Genomic DNA, 20,466 nt, shown 5'->3' on the forward strand with positions numbered 1-20,466 from the left:
GGGTGGTCGACCAGTCGGCCAACAGACCAAAACAGAATCATAGGGTCGGAGCTCTGCGTGCGCTATGCGAGGGCTGCGATGTGAAGGAGACGAAATGTCACAGAAATTCCATCATCCGCTCGTCAGGCCGATTGAGCCTCCCGTCCACGCGCCGAGTACTTGCGCCACCTGTTGTCAAGCAATGACGGCGGGGTATGGGCAATGAGCTACCTCTACGACGAAGTGATCGACGGTGTTCTTCCGTCGCACGACAGGGACACGCTCGTAAGGGAGATCCGGACCCTGCTGCCGGACATGGAATTGCTGGACTCCAAAGAAAGCATGCGGCCCTTTGAATGCGACGGGCTTTCAGCGTATCGATGCGCGCCAATGCTTGTTGCTCTGCCCGACAAGATTGAGCAGGTCGAGCAATTGTTGAAGTACGCTGCCCGGCGCCGGATACCGATAGTTGCCCGGGGAGCAGGCACGGGACTTTCGGGAGGTGCGATGCCTCTTGAGAAAGGGATATTGCTCGTGATGGCCCGCTTCAACAAGATCATCGAATTCGACGTAGATGCTTGTACGGCGCGGGTGCAGCCGGGCGTCCGCAATCTCGCAATTTCACAAGCAGCGGCGCCGTACGGCCTTTACTATGCCCCTGACCCGTCGTCCCAGATCGCATGTTCGATTGGCGGCAATGTGGCCGAGAACGCTGGCGGCGTGCACTGTCTCAAATACGGTCTGACCGTTCACAACATCCTGAAAGTTGAGATTTTGACTATTGAGGGTGAGCGTCTGACGTTGGGTTCCGCGGCCCTGGATAGCGCTGGATTTGATCTGTTGGCGCTCTTTACTGGCTCGGAAGGGATGCTCGGAATCGTGACCGAAGTTACGGTCAAGCTGCTTCCGAAGCCGCAAAGCGCGAAGGTGTTGCTCGCCAGTTTTGACGATGTCGAACGCGCCGGTGCCGCAGTGGCAAAGATTATCGGCGATGGAATTATTCCCGGGGGTCTTGAAATGATGGACAACCTCGCCATCCGGGCTGCCGAGGACTTTATCCGTGCTGGTTACCCGGTCGAGGCTGAAGCAATCCTTCTATGCGAACTCGACGGATCTGACTCGGACGTCGAGGAGGACGTGGAGCGCGTCGATGCGATCTTGCGTATGGCGGGTGCAACCGATGTGCGTCACGCGAAGGACGAAGCCGAGCGTCAGAAATTCTGGGCAGGACGAAAGAATGCGTTTCCCGCTGTCGGTCGAATCTCTTCAGATTATTACTGTATGGATGGCACGATTCCACGCCGGCAGTTGCCTCACGTTCTAAAAGGAATTGCTGACTTGTCCATCGAATATGGATTGCGCGTTGCGAACGTATTTCACGCGGGCGACGGCAACATGCATCCGCTCATTCTTTTTGACGCAAACGTCCCGGGCGAGATGGACAGAGCGGAAGCGATCGGTGCACGAATCCTTGAACTGTGCGTGAAAGTGGGCGGCAGCATTACGGGTGAGCACGGCGTAGGTCGCGAGAAGATCAATCAGATGTGCGCGCAATTCAACAGCGACGAGTTGCTCGTATTCCACGCGGTGAAGGCGGCGTTTGACCCGAACGGCTTGCTGAACCCTGGCAAAAACATACCCACGCTGCACCGTTGTGCCGAGTTTGGATCAATGCACGTGCATCACGGACAACTTCCTTTCCCTGAACTGGAGCGCTTCTGATGCGCCGCGATATGAACCCCGACAACAGCGCGCAACTCATTGAGCAAGTGATGCAGGCCATCAGCACGCGGACACCACTTCGAATCCGCGGCGGTGACAGCAAATTGGCGTTGGGACGTATAGTCGATGCAGAACCTCTCGATACACGCAAGCACAGAGACATCGTCAGCTACGATCCGACCGAACTGGTCGTTACCGCTCGGGCTGGCACTCCTGTCGCTGAATTAAATGCCGTGCTGGATGCTGCCGGTCAAATGCTTCCGTGCGAGCCGCCAGCGTTCGGGGGAGCTGCGACGGTTGGTGGGATGGTGGCGAGTGGTTTGTCTGGTCCGCGCCGTCCGTGGGCCGGGTCGGTGCGCGATTTCGTCTTGGGCTGTCGCGCGATCACTGGCAACGGCAAGCACATGCGTTTTGGTGGCGAAGTGATGAAGAACGTCGCGGGCTATGACGTTTCACGTTTGCTCACAGGAAGCTACGGCTGCCTCGGATTGATCACGGAAGTTTCGCTGAAAGTCCTGCCGAAGCCGCGCGCGACAGTTCATCTGGAACTTGAGACCGACGTCGCGAATGCACTGTCCAGGCTTGCCGAGTGGCGACGTTCGGGGCTGCCCATCGCCGGCGCGTGCTACACGTCGAACATGCTTCACCTTCGTATCGAAGGGGGCAATGGCTCCGTTCGTGCGGCACGCGAGCTCATTGGCGGTGAGGAGGCTGACGACACCTTCTGGACGGCGTTGCGCGAATTTCGTCTTCCATTCTTTGACGGGCGGGATCCGTTGTGGAGAATCTCGCTGCCTCCGACCGCTCCCGTTATCGATTTGCCGGGCGATACCTTACTGGATTGGGGGGGCGCTCAACGCTGGCTTACCACTTCAGCGCCAGCAGATGAACTGCGTCAGATCGCCCAAAGGCATGGTGGACATGCGACTGCCTTGCGTTCGCATGAGACAAACGAGCCGTTTCACCCGCTACCTGCGCCCCTGCTGCGGTACCACCGTCAGTTGAAGCAGCGGCTGGATCCCCACGGCATCTTTAATCCGGGCCGCATCTACGCGGAAATCTGAGCGACTGCCAGCGAGTAATCCGATGCAAACGAATTTCAGCGAAGAAGCAAAGAAGCTCGAGCGCGCAGATGAAGCGGCGAGCATTCTCCGCTCTTGCGTACATTGCGGGTTCTGCAACGCAACCTGCCCGACCTATCAGTTGCTTGGTAATGAACTCGACGGTCCGCGCGGGCGCATATATTTGATCAAACAGGTACTCGAGGGGGAGCCTGTCACTGCGGAAACGCAGCTTCATCTCGACCGATGCCTCAGTTGCCGAAACTGCGAAACCACGTGTCCGTCGGGAGTGCAGTACCACAAGCTTCTTGATATCGGCCGTGCGGAGGTCGAGCGTCGCGTTGCACGGCCGACAACCGAAAGGTTGCTTCGCGCTGCTTTGCGCCATGTAGTACCTCGCGCAAGAGTGTTTGCTACTGCGCTCAGGGCGGGGCGGGCAATGCATCCGCTGTTGCCAGCTTCAGTGAAGCAGAAAATCCCGCCTCGCCATGTCACCGCGAAACTTCGGCCACCAACTCAGCATCAGCGTCGTATGTTGATGCTCGAAGGCTGCGTTCAACCCTCGCTGTCGCCGAACACGAACGCAGCGGCTGCACGCGTGCTGGACAGACTTGGTATTAGCGTTTCCCCTGCTAAGGACGCTGGTTGCTGCGGCGCAACCGATTATCACCTCGGGGCTCATGCAGCTGGGCTTGAGCGTGCAAAACGGAATATCGATGCGTGGTGGCCCGCAATCGAAGCGGGCGCCGAAGCAATTGTAATATCGGCGAGTGGATGCGGTGCCTTCGTCAAAGAGTACGGTGAATTGCTGCAGCGCGATTCAGCGTACGCTCACAAGGCGGAGCGCGTCAGCGAGCTTGCCCGTGATCTTGCTCAAATTCTTGCGGCAGAGCCGTTGAACGAGTTAAGAGGTGGGGCAACCCAGCGCGTCGCGTTTCACTGCCCGTGTACCTTGCAGCACGCGCAGAAGCTGGGGGGGGCCGTTGAACGTATTCTTCAGCAACTGGGCTTCGATCTCACAGCAGTCCCAGACGCTCACCTGTGCTGCGGCTCGGCTGGTACATATTCGATTACTCAGCCCGTATTGGCAGCCAAGCTTCGCGAGAACAAGCTCAACGCACTCGAGAGTGGTAAGCCGGATACGATCGTCACCGCCAACATCGGTTGCCAGACGCATCTGAGCGGTGCAAGCCGGACTCCAGTTCGCCACTGGATCGAACTCGTTGAGGAGTCGCTCCCGGAACGCGCGGGAGGGCGCATCGGACACGGAGTTTGAGCCGAAATTGCAATTGGCGTCGCAGTCTCAAGGGCGGGCGCCAAGGCTCTTCAAGACTGCTCCACGCGCCCACGGGCGAACCTGTGCGCAAGTATTCCGCTTGACCTGTCCTCCGGATCTGAATTCCGACGGGGGAAGATACGCGATGCACGGCCTGAAAGAAGGGGTCGTTACCCATGCGATCGAGGCGGCTTCGTGTGTCGCGTCCAACGTACTCCAGGCGACGGCACTTTTCCGCCGTCGAACTGGTTCGTAAATGAATAGTTGTCCGAGATGATCGGGCACAGGAGACAGAATGAATCCGGCCATTCCGTTGTCAGCAGGTGCGATTTATACGCAGCCGCTTACCCCCGTGGGCAACTCACTGCTTCTTTCGTTCGTGGTAGCTGCGATACCGATTGTCGTTGCACTTGTAATGCTTGGCATTCTGCGTCGCCCTGCGTGGCAGGCTTCCCTCGCAGGCCTGATCACTGGACTAGTTATCGCCATAGCAATTTGGGGCATGCCTGCCGGTCTTGCTTTCAACTCGGTTGCTGCCGGCATGGCTCTCGCGCTGCTCCCGGTTATGTGGATCGTGTTCACCGCTCTACTGCTTTACAACATTGCGGTTAAGTCCGGGCGTTTCGACCAGTTTCGTCAGTGGATGCTAGATCACTTACCTGACGACAGACGCCTTGTCCTGCTTGTAGTCGCCTTTTCATTCGGCTGCTTGCTTGAGGGTATTTCAGGATTCGGTACTCCGGTCGCGATTACCAGCGCGCTGCTCGTCGGACTCGGCTTTCCAACGCTTGAGGCTCTTACTTACGCCCTGATATTCAATACAGCTCCGGTGGCATTTGGTGCGCTTGGTGTACCAATCACGGTGCTCGGCGCGGTGACATCGCTCCCCTCGGACACGCTTGCTGCCATGGTCGGTCGACAACTGCCGTTCTTCGCATTTCTCCTGCCGTTCTATGTCGTTGCAATGTATGGTGGAATCCGTTCAATCGGAAAGTTGTGGCCAGCCCTTGTCGTATCGGGTGGAAGTTTTGCTTTCACGCAGTTCATAACCTCCAATTATTTGGGCTATCAACTCACCGACGTGCTCGCCTCGCTAACCTCGTTAATCGTGACGATCGCGTTTCTCAGGGTTTGGAAGCCAGAGCCGGACCCCGCGTTTGCAGTGATCCGGTCTGGGGAAATCGCGACCGGCAGCAAACGCATCGGCTACGGTGGCTGGATGCCTTGGATCGTCGTCTCTGTAGTGGTCATCGTCTGGGTTCATGCACAGATCGCTACAATTGGCGACCTCAAAGTTCAGTGGCCGGGCTTGCACAACGCCGTCTTTGTCACGCTTTATAACAAGCCTTACGCGGCGGTCTGGGATTTCCAGCCGATGGGTACCGGGACAGCAATTCTTCTGGCGGCAATCATCACTACCCTTTGGACTCGAACTGGTTTGGGTGACTTTTTCGGTTGCGTAGTCAAAACGTGGCGGCAGACGCGGATTGCAATAGCAACCGTAATGATGATTGTAGGGCTGGCGTATCTGCTTAACTATTCGGGGATGAGCTACACGTTAGGCTTGGGCGTGGCGTCGACGGGAGCATTTTTCCCATTGATATCAGCGTCGCTCGGCTGGATAGCGGTGTTTCTCTCCGGAAGCGATACGTCGGGCAACGCGCTGTTTGGCAACTTGCAGGTCGTGGCGGCCCGACAATTGGGGCTTGATCCAGTCCTGATGGCGGCAACCAACTCGTCGGGCGGGGTGATGGGGAAGATGATTTCGCCGCAAAACATCGCGACTGGCGTTTCAACGACGGAATTGAAGGGGAAGGAAGGCATCGTTTTCGCACGGACCTTCTCGCATAGCATATTTCTGACGTTCCTTCTTGGACTGCTCGTGATTCTGCAACAGCACGTGCTGTCGTGGATGATCCCGACTTTGCATCATTAACCTGGTACCGCCCCAGCAGACGGCTTTCCGCCCGCCGCAGGAGTGGCTGGTTTGCGATGCGGCTGACCTGCGATGGGTACTGAACGGCATTGCCATACTTCGGGTATGCCGTTCTCTTCCCTTGCATCCGCTATCAAGCCAAAGGTTGGCGATTACCAGGCCGGACGTCCGACTCTCGTAGCCACTGAGTCGTGAGCAATCGTAGACAGCCACTCCGAAACGTTTAAGCGCCATCGTCCGCTGAGGCGGCGTCTTCCTTGAATGCGCCACTAATCGTCGATCTATTCAATACATTTGATATCGACTTAGGTGATTCTTTCTGGTCTTATGCAAACTAAAACGCAGTAATAAAGTATCGATGAGGTGTAGTTCGTCCACGAAATAATTGAAGGATACGATCATGGCAAGGATGAGAGCCGTCGACGCCGCCGTTCTGGTGCTCGAAAAAGAAGGCATCGATACCGCGTTCGGCGTGCCCGGCGCAGCGATCAACCCGTTCTACTCGGCGATGCGCAAAGCCGGCGGCATCAGTCACGTGCTCGCGCGCCATGTGGAGGGTGCGTCGCACATGGCCGAGGGCTATACGCGCGCCCAGCCGGGCAACATCGGCGTGTGCATCGGCACGTCGGGCCCCGCCGGCACCGACATGATCACCGGTTTGTACTCCGCGCAGGCCGACTCGATTCCTATTCTGGCTATCACAGGCCAGGCGCCGCGCGCGCGTCTGTACAAGGAAGACTTCCAGGCCGTCGATATCGAATCGATCGCCAAGCCCGTCACCAAGTGGGCCGTGACCGTGCGCGAGCCGGCGCTGGTGCCGCGCGTGTTCCAGCAGGCGTTCCATTTGATGCGCTCGGGCCGCCCGGGCCCGGTGCTGGTCGATCTGCCGATCGACGTGCAGCTCGCCGAAATCGAATTCGACATCGACACGTACGAGCCGCTGCCGGTCTACAAGCCGAAGGCGACCCGCAAGCAGATCGAAGCCGCGCTCACACTGCTCAACGATGCCGACAAGCCGTTGATCGTGTCGGGCGGCGGCGTGCTGAACGCCGTGGCCGAAGACCTGCTCGTGAAGTTCGCCGAAACGCTCGGCGTGCCGGTGATCCCGACGCTGATGTCGTGGGGCGCGATTGCCGACGACCATCCGCTGATGGCCGGCATGGTCGGTCTGCAGACCTCGCATCGCTACGGCAATGCGACGATGCTCGCGTCCGACTTCGTGCTCGGCATCGGCAACCGCTGGGCCAACCGTCACACCGGCAGCGTCGATGTCTATACGAAGGGCCGCAAGTTCGTGCACGTCGATATCGAACCGACGCAGATCGGCCGCGTGTTCGGCCCGGATCTCGGCATCGTGTCGGACGCGAAGGCCGCGCTCGAACTGTTCGTCGAAGTCGCCAGCGAATGGAAGGCCGCGGGCAAGCTGAAGGATCGCGGCGCGTGGGTTGCCGATTGCCAGCAACGCAAGCGCACGATGCTGCGCAAGACGCACTTCGACAACGTGCCGATGAAGCCGCAGCGCGTCTACGAAGAGATGAACCAGGTGTTCGGCCGCGACACGTGCTACGTGAGCACGATCGGCCTGTCGCAGATCGCCGCCGCGCAATTCCTGCACGTGTACAAGGCGCGCAACTGGATCAACTGCGGTCAGGCCGGCCCGCTCGGCTGGACGATTCCGGCGGCGCTCGGCGTGCGCGCGGCCGACCCGCAACGGCCGATCGTCGCGCTGTCCGGCGACTACGACTTCCAGTTCATGATCGAGGAGCTCGCGGCCGGCGCGCAATTCAAGCTGCCGTACGTGCATGTCGTCGTGAACAACTCGTACCTCGGGCTGATCCGCCAGGCGCAGCGCGCGTTCGAGATGGACTACTGCGTGCAGCTCGGCTTCGAGAACATCAACTCGCCGGAGATGAACGGCTATGGCGTCGATCACGTCGCGGTCGCCGAAGGTCTCGGCTGCAAGGCGATTCGCGTGTTCAAGCCGGAAGAGCTGAAGCCGGCGCTGCAAAAAGCGCAGTCGATGCTCGCCGAGTTCAACGTGCCGGTGATCGTCGAAGTGATTCTCGAACGTGTGACCAACATTTCGATGGGCACCGAGATCGATGCGATCAACGAGTTTGAAGAGCTCGCCGTCACACGTGCCGATGCACCGAGCGCCGTCAGCCTGTTGGATTGAGTTCGACGGGGCATCAGCCGGGCGAACCTTCCGTTCGCCCGGGATCCGCTATACAACTGACCGACCAGAGAGAAAGGGACCATGCCGAAATTTGCAGCCAACCTGACCATGCTGTTCAACGAAGTCCCGTTCCTCGAGCGCTTCGCCGCGGCGGCAAATGTGGGCTTCAATGCGGTGGAGTTTCTCTTTCCGTACCCGTACAAGATTGCCGAACTGAGCGACCGTTTGCAGCAGAACCGCCTCAAGCTTGCGCTGCATAACCTGCCCGCCGGCGACTGGGATGCCGGAGAACGCGGCATCGCGTCACTGCCGGATCGCGTGAGCGAGTTCCAGGATGGCGTCGGCCGCGCGATCGAATACGCGAAAGCGCTGAAGGTGCCGCAACTGAACTGTCTGGTCGGCATTCGGAAGGGCGTGGACGCGGACAAGGCGCGTTCGACGATTGTTGACAACCTGCGCTTCGCCGCCACTGCGCTGAAGCTGGAGGGAATCAAGCTGCTCGTCGAGCCGTGCAACTCGTATGACATTCCAGACTTCGCGTTGAACCGTTCGTCGGAAGCGCTGGACGTCATCCGCGCCACCGGCTCGGACAATCTCTTCCTGCAGTACGACATCTATCACATGCAGAGGATGGAAGGCGAGCTAGCGGCGACCATCAGGAAGAACCTGCCGTTGATCGCGCATATCCAGCTCGCCGACAACCCGGGCCGCAACGAGCCCGGCACCGGCGAAATCAACTACCCGTTCCTGTTCGAATTCCTCGATTCGCTTGGCTATGGCGGCTACATTGGCTGCGAATACAAGCCGCACACGACGACTGCAGAAGGCCTGGGCTGGCTGAAAAGCATCGACCGATCGTCCTATGCCAAATGAGCCTCATACTGCAATGAAGAACGAGCCACGCGAGTTGCTTAACAAAATGTTTTCGGCTGCTGTGGAAGCTGCTCAGCCGTCGCGATGCATAGCGCCGTTTCTGCCACCGCCACCAATCGGCAGGACGATTGTCATTGGCGCGGGAAAGGCATCAGCTTCGATGGCCAGTGCGCTCGAGAAGATTTGGCCTGGTGAACTGACGGGCATGGTGGTAACGCGATATGGGTACGCTGTCCAATGCGGCCGGATCGAGATAGTCGAAGCAGCGCATCCAGTTCCCGATATTAACGGCTTGCGCGGAACCCGGACCATCTTCGACCTGGTAAGCGGCCTGACCGAAGACGATCTCGTATTTTGCCTTATGTCTGGAGGTGCGTCATCGCTGCTGTCTTTGCCGCTTGATCCATTAACCTTGGAAGAAAAGAAGGATATCAACCGTGCGTTGCTTAATTCGGGAGCAGCGATTAGCGAAATCAACTGCGTTCGTCGCCACCTCTCGGCTGTAAAGGGAGGGCGTCTTGCTGCCGCATGTCATCCGGCGCAACTATTGACGCTGTGATCTCGGATGTGCCCGGTGACTCGCCGGTCGATATCGGATCCGGCCCAACTGTTGCTGACCCATCGACCTGCGCGGACGCGTTGAGCATTATCCGACGCTACGGCATTGCGATGCCACTGGCCGCCATGCAAATCATGGAGAGCGGGGCGGGAGAATCGATAAAGCCGGGTAACCCCTCTTTGGCGAGTTCTGCTTATCAGATAATCACCGCCCCACAGATTGCGCTTGAGGCTGCGGCGGAAGTTGCGAAGGCTGCAGGGATTCCTTGCTACATATTGAGCGACCGGATAGAAGGTGAGGCACGAGATGTCGGGAAGGTCATGGCGGGAATTGCTCTCCAGGTCGCCCGACGTAATCAGCCCTTTAAGGCGCCATGTATTTTGCTCTCCGGCGGCGAGACCACTGTGTCGGTGAAGGGCGACGGGCGTGGTGGACGAAATGTCGAATTCCTCTTGTCGCTTGCCATTGCCCTGGAGGGGGAAGATGGGGTGCATGCAATCGCCTGTGATACCGACGGTGTTGACGGTCGGGACGAGATAGCAGGGGCCTTTATCTCACCCAATACGTTAGACCGTGCCTGGAAGAGCGGGATGAACCCGCAGGCGAGTCTTGATAACAACGACGGCCACACCTTTTTCGGAGGGCTTGGGGACTCGGTCATTTGTGGGCCGACGCTGACGAATGTGAATGACTTTCGCGCTGTTCTGGTACTTCCGAAAAGCGCTGACCATCAGCAGGAGAATTGAAATGAAGCGGTCTCGCAATGCAAAAATCGTCGCAACTCTTGGTCCGGCTAGCTCAGAAAGTGGAATGATCCAACGGCTATTCGATGCTGGCGTTGACGTATTCAGGCTGAATTTCAGCCACGGAAGCCACGAAGACCACTTGCAACGGCTTTCCGCCATCAGAAACCTCGAAAAGGAATCCGGTCGGCCGATCGGCGTCCTCCTGGATTTGCAGGGACCGAAGCTTCGGCTGGGAACATTTCAGGCCGGAGCGGTCGAGCTTTCGGTCGGCCAAAAGTTTCGGCTCGACCTGGATCCGACACCGGGCGATAGCGAACGCGCGCCTTTGCCGCACCCTGAAATTTTTGCCGCAATCGAAGCAGGCTCAGAGTTGTTGCTCGATGACGGCAAGGTGAAGCTGCGTGTAGAAGCGAAAGGTAGTGACTTCGCCGAAACCTCCGTCATCGTCGCAGGTCGGATCTCGGACAGGAAGGGTGTCAACGTTCCAGGCGCGATGCTGCCTATATCGCCGCTTACCCGCAAGGATCGTGAGGACCTTTCGTTCGGGCTCGAGAACGGGGTCGACTGGGTTGCACTGTCATTCGTGCAGCGCCCGGAAGACATTGACGAAGCCCGTGCCATCATCGGCGATCGGGCGTGGATCATGGCGAAGCTTGAGAAGCCGCTTGCGATTGACCATCTCGACGAGATCATTGAGCGTTGCGATGGGATTATGGTGGCACGGGGAGACCTTGGGGTCGAACTTCCTGCGGAACAGATCCCCGAATTGCAGCGGCGAATCGTCCGGAGCTGTCGGGAAGCCGGAAAGCCCGTCATCGTCGCAACGCAGATGCTCGAATCGATGACAAATTCGCCGGTTCCAACGCGAGCGGAAACCTCCGACGTGGCGGGCGCTATTTACATAGGTGCGGACGCTGTCATGCTTTCTGCGGAATCGGCTAGCGGAAGATTTCCGTTGGACGCGGTATCTGTCATGAATCGGATCATTGAACGGGTCGAACGCGATCCCGAGTATCGAACCGGAATCGATGCGTCACATACCAAGGCGCAGTCAACAACGGCAGACGCAATTTGTTGCGCCTTACGGCAAGTCGTTCGGATAATCGCGCCCGCAGTTACCGTGACGTACACATCGTCGGGATTCACGAGCCTTCGCGCGGCTAGAGAGCGGGTATCCACAGCGATTATAGCGATGACACCTTCGGTGTTGATCGCTCGCAGACTCGCCCTTGTTTGGGGTGTCCACGCGTTGCCGTTTAGAAACGCACACGACGTCGGCGAGATGATCGAACTCGCTTGCGAAGCGGCAGCGAGCGAAGGCTTTGCGCGTCAAGGTGATTCGGTGGTGATTGCAGCGGGATTGCCATTTGGGGAATCAGGGACGACCAATCTCCTGCAAATTGCTAAGCTCGATGCAATGGCGTGAGCGTTAAGTTGGGTAACGGGTCTATTTTAGTAGCGCACGCTTAAAAGTAATGTAGTCAGCCCGTTACCCTTGGCGGTTTCAATTAGGCATTCGCAGCGTCAACCGGTCAGCAAACTGCGGATGTCCATGTTCAACGGGACAGCAGGCATGGCCGGTGGCCGTGCGAACGCATATTACCGGATCGTAATCACCCGCCCGGGTGCTTGACGGTATCATTTGATGGTCAACGCAAGCGGAGCAACCGATGCGAATCCTGGTGATCGAGGACGAGCCAAAAACAGCGGCCTATCTGAAGAAAGGTCTGGAGGAATCCGGCTACGCGGTCGACGTCGCGAACGATGGCCCGCAAGGGCTGATCCTCGCGCAGGAAGAAGAATACGACGTGATCGTGCTCGACGTGATGCTGCCCGGCATGGACGGCTGGACCGTCGTCAGGACGTTGCGCAGCACGCGCGCCACGCCGGTGCTGTTCCTCACCGCGCGCGACGAGATCGACGACCGCGTGCGCGGCCTGGAGCTCGGCGCGGACGATTACCTCGTCAAACCTTTTGCGTTCGTCGAACTGCTGGCGCGCGTGCGGACGCTGGCGCGCCGCGGGCCGCCGCGCGAAAGCGAACTGATCAAGGTGGGCGACCTGGAGATGGATGTGTACCGCCGCCGCGTCAAGCGGGGCGGCACGCGCATCGATCTCACGCCACGTGAATTCTCGCTGCTGCAACTGCTCGCGCGCCGTCAGGGAGAAGTGCTGAGCCGCACGCAGATCGCGTCGTACGTGTGGGACATGAATTTCGACAGCGACACCAATGTGGTCGAGGTGGCGATTCGCCGGCTGCGCACCAAGATCGACGACAACTTTCCCATCAAGCTGATTCACACGGTGCGCGGCGTCGGCTATGTGCTCGAACTGAAGGACACTGCCTGATGCGCGTGCGCTCGCTTGCCGCGACGCTCGCGCTTGCCTTCGGCGCCACGACGCTGGCGGTTTTCGTGCTGGTCGGCAGCTTTCTGTATCTCGCGCTCGAAAAGCAGATCAAGGCGCAGGACAATCTCGACATCGTGCTTGCCGCGCGCCACGCACGGCGGCTTGCCGAGGAGCTGGAGACGTCGAAGGGCATTCGCGAGCATGGCGACCGTTTGATCAGCATCGTGCTCGGCAATCAGGCCATGTCGATGGAAGTGTTCGATCCCGATGGCAACCGGGCAGTCGAACACAACATCGCCGGGACTTTTGCCGTGCCCAATGCGGCGAGCGGCGCGGCGAGCGGCGCGGCGACGCTCGCCGCATTGCCGCCGCTCGCGCGCGTTGCGGCTTCGGCGCGTATCACCGAGGCCGATATCGGCGAGTGGACCGGCCGCAACGGCGCGCCGATTCGCGGCATTCTCACCGACGCGCGTCTACGCGACGGCGAAACGGCGAGCGTGCTCGTGGCGCGCAATATGAGCGACCGCTGGCTGCTGCTGGACCGTTACCGCGACAGGCTTCACCTGGCGGGCGTAGCCGGCGTGATGCTGGCGATGCTGCTCGGTTATCTGCTGATCCGCGCCGTGCTGCGGCCGTTGCGCGATATCGCGGCTAGCGCGAGCCTGGTCACGGTGAATCGCCTCAATACGCGGATCGGGGTGGCGCGTGTGCCGAGCGAACTCGAGACGCTGGTGGCGTCGCTGAACGCCATGCTCGAGCGCGTCGATCACGGGTTTCAGCGTCTGTCGCGTTTCACCGCCGACCTCGCGCACGACATGCGCACGCCGCTCAGCAACATGCGCGGCGCCGCCGAAGTGGCGCTCGCCCGGCCGCGTTCCGTCGATGAATACGAGTCGCTGCTCGCCTCGAATCTGGAAGAGTGCGACCGGCTGTCGAGAATGATCGAGAACGTGCTGTTTCTGGCGCGCGCGGAACATCCGCAGTTCGTCAAGCACATGCGTGAGTTCGATGCGGCGCAAGAGTTGAGCCATATCGCCGAGTACTTCGAAGGGATTGCCGAAGAGGCGCTCGTGCGTGTGCGTGTCAGCGGCACGGCGAGCTTGACGGCGGATCTCGAACTGTTTCGCCGCGCCGTCAGTAATCTGCTCGCGAATGCGATCCGCTATACGCCGCAAGGCGGCGAGATCGTGCTGGACGCGAGCGCATCGGCCGACGCGGTGCGCGTGACCGTGTCGAACGAAGGGCAGCCTATTGCCGCCGAACATCTGGAGCGGATTTTCGACCGCTTCTATCGCATCGATCCGTCACGCAGTTCGCTGCCGTCATCGGGCTTGTCGCGAGGCTCGACGGGATCGACGGGGCTCGGGCTTGCGATCGTGCGCACGATCATGGAGTTGCACGGCGGCTCGGTGCATGCGCAGAGCGATGCACGGAGTACGCGCTTTGTGCTGAGGTTCCCGCGCGCCAGGTGAAGGCGTACAACCGGTTACACAGACCCCGCCGCGCTCTTGCTTTCGCCACCCCACGTCCCACCCAGCGCTTTCAGCAACAACACACTCGATTCCAACTGCCGCGCGGCAATCTGATCCGCGATTCGCTGGTTCGTCAGCGCAATCGTCTGCGCGGTCACCACGTCGAGGTAGCTGACCGCGCCCGCCTTGAAGCGGTTCGTCGTGAGCCGCAACGACAGATCCGCGGCCGTGGTGGCGCGCTGCTGGCTGGCGGCTTCGTCGGCGAGGGAATGCAAGGCGGACAGGTTGTCCTCGACCTGCTGGAACGCCACCAGCACCGACTGGCGATAGTCCGCGACCGCGCCGTCGTATTGCGCCGTGGCGCCCTGCAACCCGGCTTCGCGCCTGCCGCCGTCGAACAGCGTGCCGGCCAGTTGCGAACCGAGCGACCAGAACAGACTCGGCGCGCTCAGCCACGGCGCGAAAAACGTGCTTTCGAGGCCGGCGCTCGCGGACAGCACCAGATCCGGAAAAAACGCCGCGTGCGCCACGCCGATCTGTGCATTCGCGGACGCCACGCGCCGTTCGGCGGCGGCGATATCCGGGCGCCGCTCCAGCAGTTGCGACGGCAAGCCGACCGGAATCGCGGGCGGTGTGACAGCCGAGCCGTTCGGCGGCAGCGTGAAGCTCGAAGCCGGCTCGCCGGTCAGCGTGGCAATCGCGTGCTGCAGTTGTGCGCGCGTCACATCGATGTCGGTGTCCTGCGTGCGCGTCGCTTCGAGTTGCGTCGTGGCCTGGGCGACCGCGGACGCATCGATCGCACCGTTTTTCAGTTGCTGCTGCAGCAGTTTCAACGCGGCCGCGTAGGCGCTCACGCTGTCGTCGAGCAGCTTCTTCTGCGTGTCGAGCGAGCGCAGGGAGAAATAGTCGGCGGCGAGATCCGCGCTCATCGACAGGCGCACGCCTTCGAGGTCGGCTGCGCTCGCCTGGGCGTCGGCCTGCGCGCCGTTCACGCTATCGCGCACGCGTCCGAACAGATCCGGCTCCCAGCTCGCCGACACGCCCGCCGAATAGTCCGGCACGGTCTTGCCCGCGAGCGATTTGCCTTCGACATTCTGTGAGGTCCGCGAGCGATCCTGCGCGACACCAGCGGTAATCGTCGGGAAAAAGCCGGCGCGCTGATAGTCCACCATCGACCGCGCTTGCTGGACCTGCGCGACCGCCTTGCGCACGGTCTGGTTCGACACGTCGATACGCGCTTCGAGTTGATTCAGCACCGGATCGTTGAAGATCGTCCACCATGGGCCGCGCGGCGTGGCGTCAGCCGGTGCGGCCTGCGCCCAGCCGGGTGCGGTGCCCGCATAGTGCGCGGGAATCTCGGCGCTCGGGCGCTGATAGGAGGGCAAGGTCGAGCACGCGCTGAGCAGCGCGCCGATCATCCCGGCCACCAGCGTGCGGCGCTGCACCGGCCGTGAAAGAGACAGGGAAACCATCGGTGAATCCTTTCTGTGACGATGCGCCTAGCCAGGCATGGCCGGCGCGATCTGCACGATCTGGCCGGTGTTCAGCGAATCGCCGGGGTTGTCGATCACGCGGTCGGTGGCGGCGAGGCCTGTGGTGATTTCCACGTGCGTGCCGAAATCGCGGCCGATATGCACGGTCTTGAGCAGCGCCCGGCCGTTGCTATCGACCACGGCGACCGTCACGCCGTCCGGCCGGAACAGCAAGGCGCTGACCGGCAGGTCGAGCGCCGGCGTGGTCGATCGCAACTGCAGATGCACCTGCGTGTAAGCGCCGGGCATCAGCGCGCCATCCTTGTTATCGACGTCGATCTCGACGCGCAGCGTGCGGCTCGACGGATCGATCGAATCGGTGCTGCGCGCCACCTTCGCGGCGATACGACGGCCCGGATACTGCTGGGCGGTGAGATACACGCCGGTCGCCGGCGTGACGTAGGGCGCGTCGTTCTGCGGCACATCGACGAAGACACGTAGCACGCCGGTCTGCTGGATGTGGAACAGCTCGCCCGACATGCCCGCGGTGCCCGGCGTGCCGCCCGCCGTGACCAGTGCGCCGACGTCGACGTTGCGCGCAGTGATCACGCCGTCGAACGGCGCGGTGATCTTCTCGTATGAGACAAGCTCGGCCAGATGCGCGACGTTCGCCTGCGTCGACGCGAGCATCGCGCGGCGCGCTTCCATGTCGCTGACCTTGGTGTCGACTTCCTGCTGCGCGACCGATTGTGTCTTCAGCATCTCCTGCCAGCGCTGCGCGGTGGTCTTCGCGTAGTCGAAATTGGCCTGCGCGGTGGCTTCGTCGGCACGGGCCTGGCGCAGTTGCGCGTCGAGCTCGGGGGCTTCGATGGTCGCGAGCGTCTGACCGCTTTTCACCTGTGTACCGATGTCGGTGTTCCAGTGCGCGAGGTAGCCGCTCGTGCGCGCGTAGATCGATGCTTCCGCGAACGGCGTAACCGCGCCGGGCAGCAGCAGTTCGTGGACGGCCGGCGCGGCGCGCGGCGCGACGACCGACACGCTGAGCATGCTTTGCGCCTGCGTCTGTTGCGTCAGCGCGGCACTGGCGTGCAGACGCGGCACGATGCCGACGATCAGCAACGCCGCGGCAAGTCCGGTCAACGCAAGCGGCCAGAGGCGGCGGCGCGCGTTCATGCTGGCGGCCGCTGCCGGCGTGGCGCCGGCATGCCGGGTTTCCCTGGCGCTATGCAAACGCGCGGTGTCGGCGGTCTCGGCGGTCCCGGCGGACGCTTTGGACCGCTCGCCAAGCTCGGGCGGAAGGGATGAATCGTTCATGGGCAAGGTCTCGTCGGAATCAATGAGTGCGGGCGGGAACGCCGGATTCTTGCGTGTCGGTGCGTGCCGCGCGGCGTTTGTCGAGCCACGCATGCACCATCCCGTAGACGACCGGGACGAACAGTAGTGTCGACACCGTGCCGAGCGCGAGGCCGCCGATCACGGCGCGTCCGAGCGGCGCGTTCTGTTCGCCACCATCGCCGAGGCCGAGCGCCATCGGTAGCATCCCGATCAGCATGGCGAGCGCGGTCATCAGCACTGGACGGAAGCGGCTGAAACCGGCTTCGAGCGCGGCCCGCAGCGGCGGCTTGCCGCCGTGGTGAAATTCGCGCGCGGTGTTGATCACCAGAATGCTGTTGGCCGTGGCTATGCCGATGCACAGGATGGTGCCGGTGAGCGCCGGCACGCTCAGGCGAGTGCCGGTGCTGAACAGCATCCATGCGATGCCCGCGAGCGAGCCCGGCAAGCCGCTGATGATGATGAACGGGTCGAGCCACGACTGGAAATTGACGACCATCAGCAGGTAGACCAGGGCGATCGCAAACACGAGGCCACTCGCAAGACCGCTGAACGAGTCGTGCATTGCCTGCACCTGGCCGCGCATGACGATCGACGCGCCAGGCGGCAATTGCGGCCGGATCTGATCGACGAGCCGGGTCACGTCTGCTGCTACGCCGCCGAGGTCGCGTCCTTGCGCCGACGCGAAAATGTCGAGCACCGGCTGCACGTTGTAGTGCGAGACGACGGCTTGCTGGGTGACGCGTGTCAGTGTGCTCAACGCGCCGAGCAGGTTTTGCGGCGCCGGACCGCCCGTGTTTGCGGCCGTGGTCATCACGCCGGACCCGGTGCCTCCGGTTTGCGCGACCGGAATATTGGCGAGCGCCTGCAACGAGTTGATGTCGTACTGCGGCATCATCGCCATCAGCGGATAGCTCACGCCGTTGTGCGGATCGAGCCAGAAATTCGGGGTGGTCTGCGAACTGCCGGACAGCGCGATCAGCAGGTTCTGCGACACGTCGCGTTGTAGCAGGCCGGCCTGAATCGCCCGCGTGCGGTCCACATTGACGTTGATCGCGGGGGCATCGCCGGGCTGCTGGATACGCGCATCGACGAGACCGCGCACGCCGCGCAGTTGCGCGAGCAGGCGGTTCGCCACGGCGCGGTTGGCGTCGAGCTTGTTGCCGACGATCTGGATATCGATCGGCGCGGGCAGCCCGAAGTTGAGAATCTGGCTGACGATGTCGGCGGGCAGAAAGGCGAACGTGACGCCGGGGAAATCCCTGGCGAGCGTCGTGCGCAGTCTCGCCACATATTGAGCGGTCGGTTTGTGCTTCGCCGCGAGGGTGATCATCACGTCGGCGTCTTCCGGGCCGATCGGGTCCGATGAGTCGTAGGTCAGATTGATCCCGCTCACCGGCACGCCGATATTGTCGAGCATCGCCGAGAGTTCCTGCTTCGGAATCATGCTGCGCACACGGGCTTCGACTTCGTCGGTGAGGCGCGCGGTGTCTTCGATACGCGTGCCGGTCGGCGCACGCAGATGCAGGCGGATCTCGCCAGTATCGACGGCGGGGAAGAAGTCGCGGCCCGCAAACGGCACCAGTGCGAGCGAGCCGATGCAAAACAGCAGGAAGATCGCGATGAACCGCCGCGGACTCGCTATCGCCGCGCCGAGCACGCCGCGATAGCGTTCGCGCAGCCGCTCGAAGCGATGTTCGAAGGCGGCCTGAAAGCGGATCAGGCGCGCAATCGGTCCATTGCCCGCCACCAGCGCGTTGCTGCGTGCGCGCATCAGGTACATCGCGAGCGTCGGCACCAGGGTGCGCGAGAAAAAGTACGACGCGATCATGGCGAACACCACCGCCTCGGCGAGCGGCACGAACAGATAGCGCGCCACGCCTGAGAGCAGGAACATCGGCACGAACACGATGCAGATCGACAGCGTCGATACGAACGTCGGCACGGCGATTTCGCCGGAACCGTTCAGGATCGCGTCGTGCAGCGGCTCGCCGTTCTCCAGATGATGCGTGATGTTTTCGATGGCGACCGTGGCGTCGTCGACGAGAATCCCGACGGCGAGCGCGAGGCCGCCAAGCGTCATGATGTTGATGGTCTGGCCAAGCGCGGACAGCGCGATCAGCGAGGTCAGCACCGCGAGCGGAATCGACACCGCGATGATCAGCGTGGCGCGCCAGCTGCCGAGAAAGAGCAGGATCATCAAGGCGGTGAGGGCGGCGGCGATCAGCGCTTCGCGCGCCACGCCCACGACGGCCGACTTCACGAACACCGATTGATCCGACAGTGCGGTGACGTGCAGCGCGCTCGGCAAGCCGGCCACGATATGCGGCAGCATCGCCTTGACCTGCTGGATGATGGTGAGCGTCGACGCGCTGCCGGACTTTTCGATGGTAAGAAGCGCGGCGCGTTTGCCGTCGCTGCGCACGATGTTGGTTTGCGGCGCGTAGCCATCGCGCACATGGGCGACGTCGCGCACATACACCACGCCGCCCGCCACCGTCTTGATGGGCAGATCGTTGAGCGCGGCTACGGTGTCCGTGCTGCCGTTCATCTGCACGTTGTATTCCTTCGTGCCGATCTTCGCGGTGCCGCCCGGCAGGATCAGGTTCTGCGCGTTGACGGCATTGACCACGTCGAGCGGCGCGAGGCCTTTGGCCTGCAATGCGCGCGGGTCGATATCGACCATGATCTGCCGGACCTTGCCGCCGAACGGCAGCGGCACCGACGCGCCTTGCACCGTCGCCAGTTGCGTGCGGATCTGGCTGTTGCCGAGGTCGTAGAGCTGCTGTTCGGAGAGCGTGTCGCTGGAGAGGCCGAGTTGCAGGATCGGCACCGTCGAGGCGTTATAGGTAATGATGTTGGGCGGCAGCGTGCCGGGCGGCAGCACGCGCAGGATCGATGCGGAGTTCGACGCTGCCTCGGCGATCGCGCGATTGATGTCCGCGCCCGGATGGAAGAAGATCTTCACCACCGAGACGCCGTTCAGCGATTGCGACTCGATATGCTCGATGTCGTCGACGTCCGAGCTCAGCGCGCGCTCGTAATTCGATGTGATGCGATTGGCCATGTCCTGGGCGGAAAAGCCGTTGTACGTCCAGACGATGCTGACCACCGGGATATCGATGTTCGGGAAGATATCGGTCGGCGTGCGCAGTATCGCAAGCGGGCCGACGATAAGGATCAGCACGGCGAGGACCACGAATGTGTACGGGCGGCGCAGGGCAAGCCTCACAATCCACATGACGAATTCCTGATAAATAGCAAATAGAGTTGCCCCACCCAAGGCTCGCGCAGTAAAACTGCTGCTTGAATTCAGGCCTAGTCTGGAGTATGTGTGGGCCGTGCTTACCGGTTCCGGTCAGCCACAATACAAGTCTGTCATCTGCCGGATAACCGGACGCGCTTCGGGAATGCAATCGACAGCCGCCGCACGCAGATAGCAAATCCGTAGTCGCGTGGTCAGAGAAAGGCCAGGTCGTGCGATCGGAATGGAAAGCATGGCTATGTCCACAAT

At 61.3% G+C, this 20,466-nt stretch carries 12 protein-coding genes and 1 pseudogene; 10 read left to right on the forward strand and 3 right to left on the reverse strand.

The window, feature by feature from the left end:
• Positions 1 to 201 precede the first annotated feature (201 nt).
• From glcD to OKW41_RS31805, 10 genes and pseudogenes are all read left to right on the forward strand, one after another.
• Entirely contained in the window at positions 202 to 1,701 is a 1,500-nt protein-coding gene (gene glcD, locus OKW41_RS31760) for a glycolate oxidase subunit GlcD (RefSeq protein ID WP_429575097.1), read from the forward strand.
• The gene (glcE, locus tag OKW41_RS31765; RefSeq protein WP_429575098.1) at positions 1,701 to 2,765 is read left to right on the forward strand and encodes a glycolate oxidase subunit GlcE; all 1,065 of its coding nucleotides are present in this window, start codon (positions 1,701 to 1,703) and stop codon (positions 2,763 to 2,765) included. The genes glcD and glcE overlap by 1 nt, the downstream gene beginning before the upstream one ends.
• 22 nt (positions 2,766 to 2,787) lie before the next feature.
• Positions 2,788 to 4,038 (forward strand): glycolate oxidase subunit GlcF, encoded by a 1,251-nt coding sequence (glcF, locus tag OKW41_RS31770; RefSeq protein WP_429575099.1) that lies wholly within the window; start codon positions 2,788 to 2,790, stop codon positions 4,036 to 4,038.
• A gap of 295 nt (positions 4,039 to 4,333) precedes the next feature.
• Positions 4,334 to 5,974, forward strand: coding sequence for an L-lactate permease (locus OKW41_RS31775; RefSeq protein WP_429575100.1), 1,641 nt, complete (start codon positions 4,334 to 4,336; stop codon positions 5,972 to 5,974).
• A 400-nt stretch (positions 5,975 to 6,374) separates the two neighbouring features.
• A complete protein-coding gene (gcl, locus tag OKW41_RS31780; protein ID WP_429575101.1) occupies positions 6,375 to 8,150 on the forward strand; it encodes a glyoxylate carboligase in 1,776 nt (591 codons plus the stop codon).
• A gap of 81 nt (positions 8,151 to 8,231) precedes the next feature.
• Positions 8,232 to 9,023 carry a hydroxypyruvate isomerase gene (hyi, locus tag OKW41_RS31785; protein ID WP_429575102.1) on the forward strand — a complete coding sequence of 264 codons (792 nt, stop codon included), beginning with the start codon at positions 8,232 to 8,234 and terminating at the stop codon, positions 9,021 to 9,023.
• A gap of 13 nt (positions 9,024 to 9,036) precedes the next feature.
• Positions 9,037 to 10,328: pseudogene (locus tag OKW41_RS31790) on the forward strand (glycerate kinase type-2 family protein).
• Between the two features lies 1 nt (position 10,329).
• Positions 10,330 to 11,754, forward strand: a complete 1,425-nt coding sequence (gene pyk / locus OKW41_RS31795) for a pyruvate kinase (RefSeq protein WP_429450020.1) — start codon at positions 10,330 to 10,332, stop codon at positions 11,752 to 11,754.
• A 244-nt stretch (positions 11,755 to 11,998) separates the two neighbouring features.
• The gene (locus OKW41_RS31800) at positions 11,999 to 12,676 is read left to right on the forward strand and encodes a heavy metal response regulator transcription factor (RefSeq protein WP_429447499.1); all 678 of its coding nucleotides are present in this window, start codon (positions 11,999 to 12,001) and stop codon (positions 12,674 to 12,676) included.
• Positions 12,676 to 14,148, forward strand: coding sequence for a heavy metal sensor histidine kinase (locus OKW41_RS31805; protein ID WP_429575103.1), 1,473 nt, complete (start codon positions 12,676 to 12,678; stop codon positions 14,146 to 14,148). The genes OKW41_RS31800 and OKW41_RS31805 overlap by 1 nt, the downstream gene beginning before the upstream one ends.
• Before the next feature lie 14 nt (positions 14,149 to 14,162).
• Here the strand turns inward: OKW41_RS31805 and OKW41_RS31810 are convergent, their stop codons facing one another.
• The 3 genes from OKW41_RS31810 to OKW41_RS31820 are packed head-to-tail and all read right to left on the reverse strand — an operon-like array spanning position 14,163 to position 20,193.
• Positions 14,163 to 15,620, reverse strand: a complete 1,458-nt coding sequence (locus OKW41_RS31810) for an efflux transporter outer membrane subunit (RefSeq protein WP_429575104.1) — start codon at positions 15,618 to 15,620, stop codon at positions 14,163 to 14,165.
• Positions 15,621 to 15,647: 27 nt separating this feature from the next.
• Entirely contained in the window at positions 15,648 to 16,934 is a 1,287-nt protein-coding gene (locus OKW41_RS31815) for an efflux RND transporter periplasmic adaptor subunit (RefSeq protein ID WP_429574239.1), read from the reverse strand.
• 19 nt (positions 16,935 to 16,953) lie between these two features.
• Complete coding sequence (locus tag OKW41_RS31820) at positions 16,954 to 20,193, reverse strand: efflux RND transporter permease subunit (RefSeq protein ID WP_429450024.1); 3,240 nt, start codon at positions 20,191 to 20,193, stop codon at positions 16,954 to 16,956.
• Positions 20,194 to 20,466 lie beyond the last annotated feature (273 nt).

Origin of the sequence: Paraburkholderia sp. UCT70, assembly GCF_050434085.1 — a bacterium.
Taxonomy (GTDB): Bacteria; Pseudomonadota; Gammaproteobacteria; order Burkholderiales; family Burkholderiaceae; genus Paraburkholderia; species Paraburkholderia tuberum.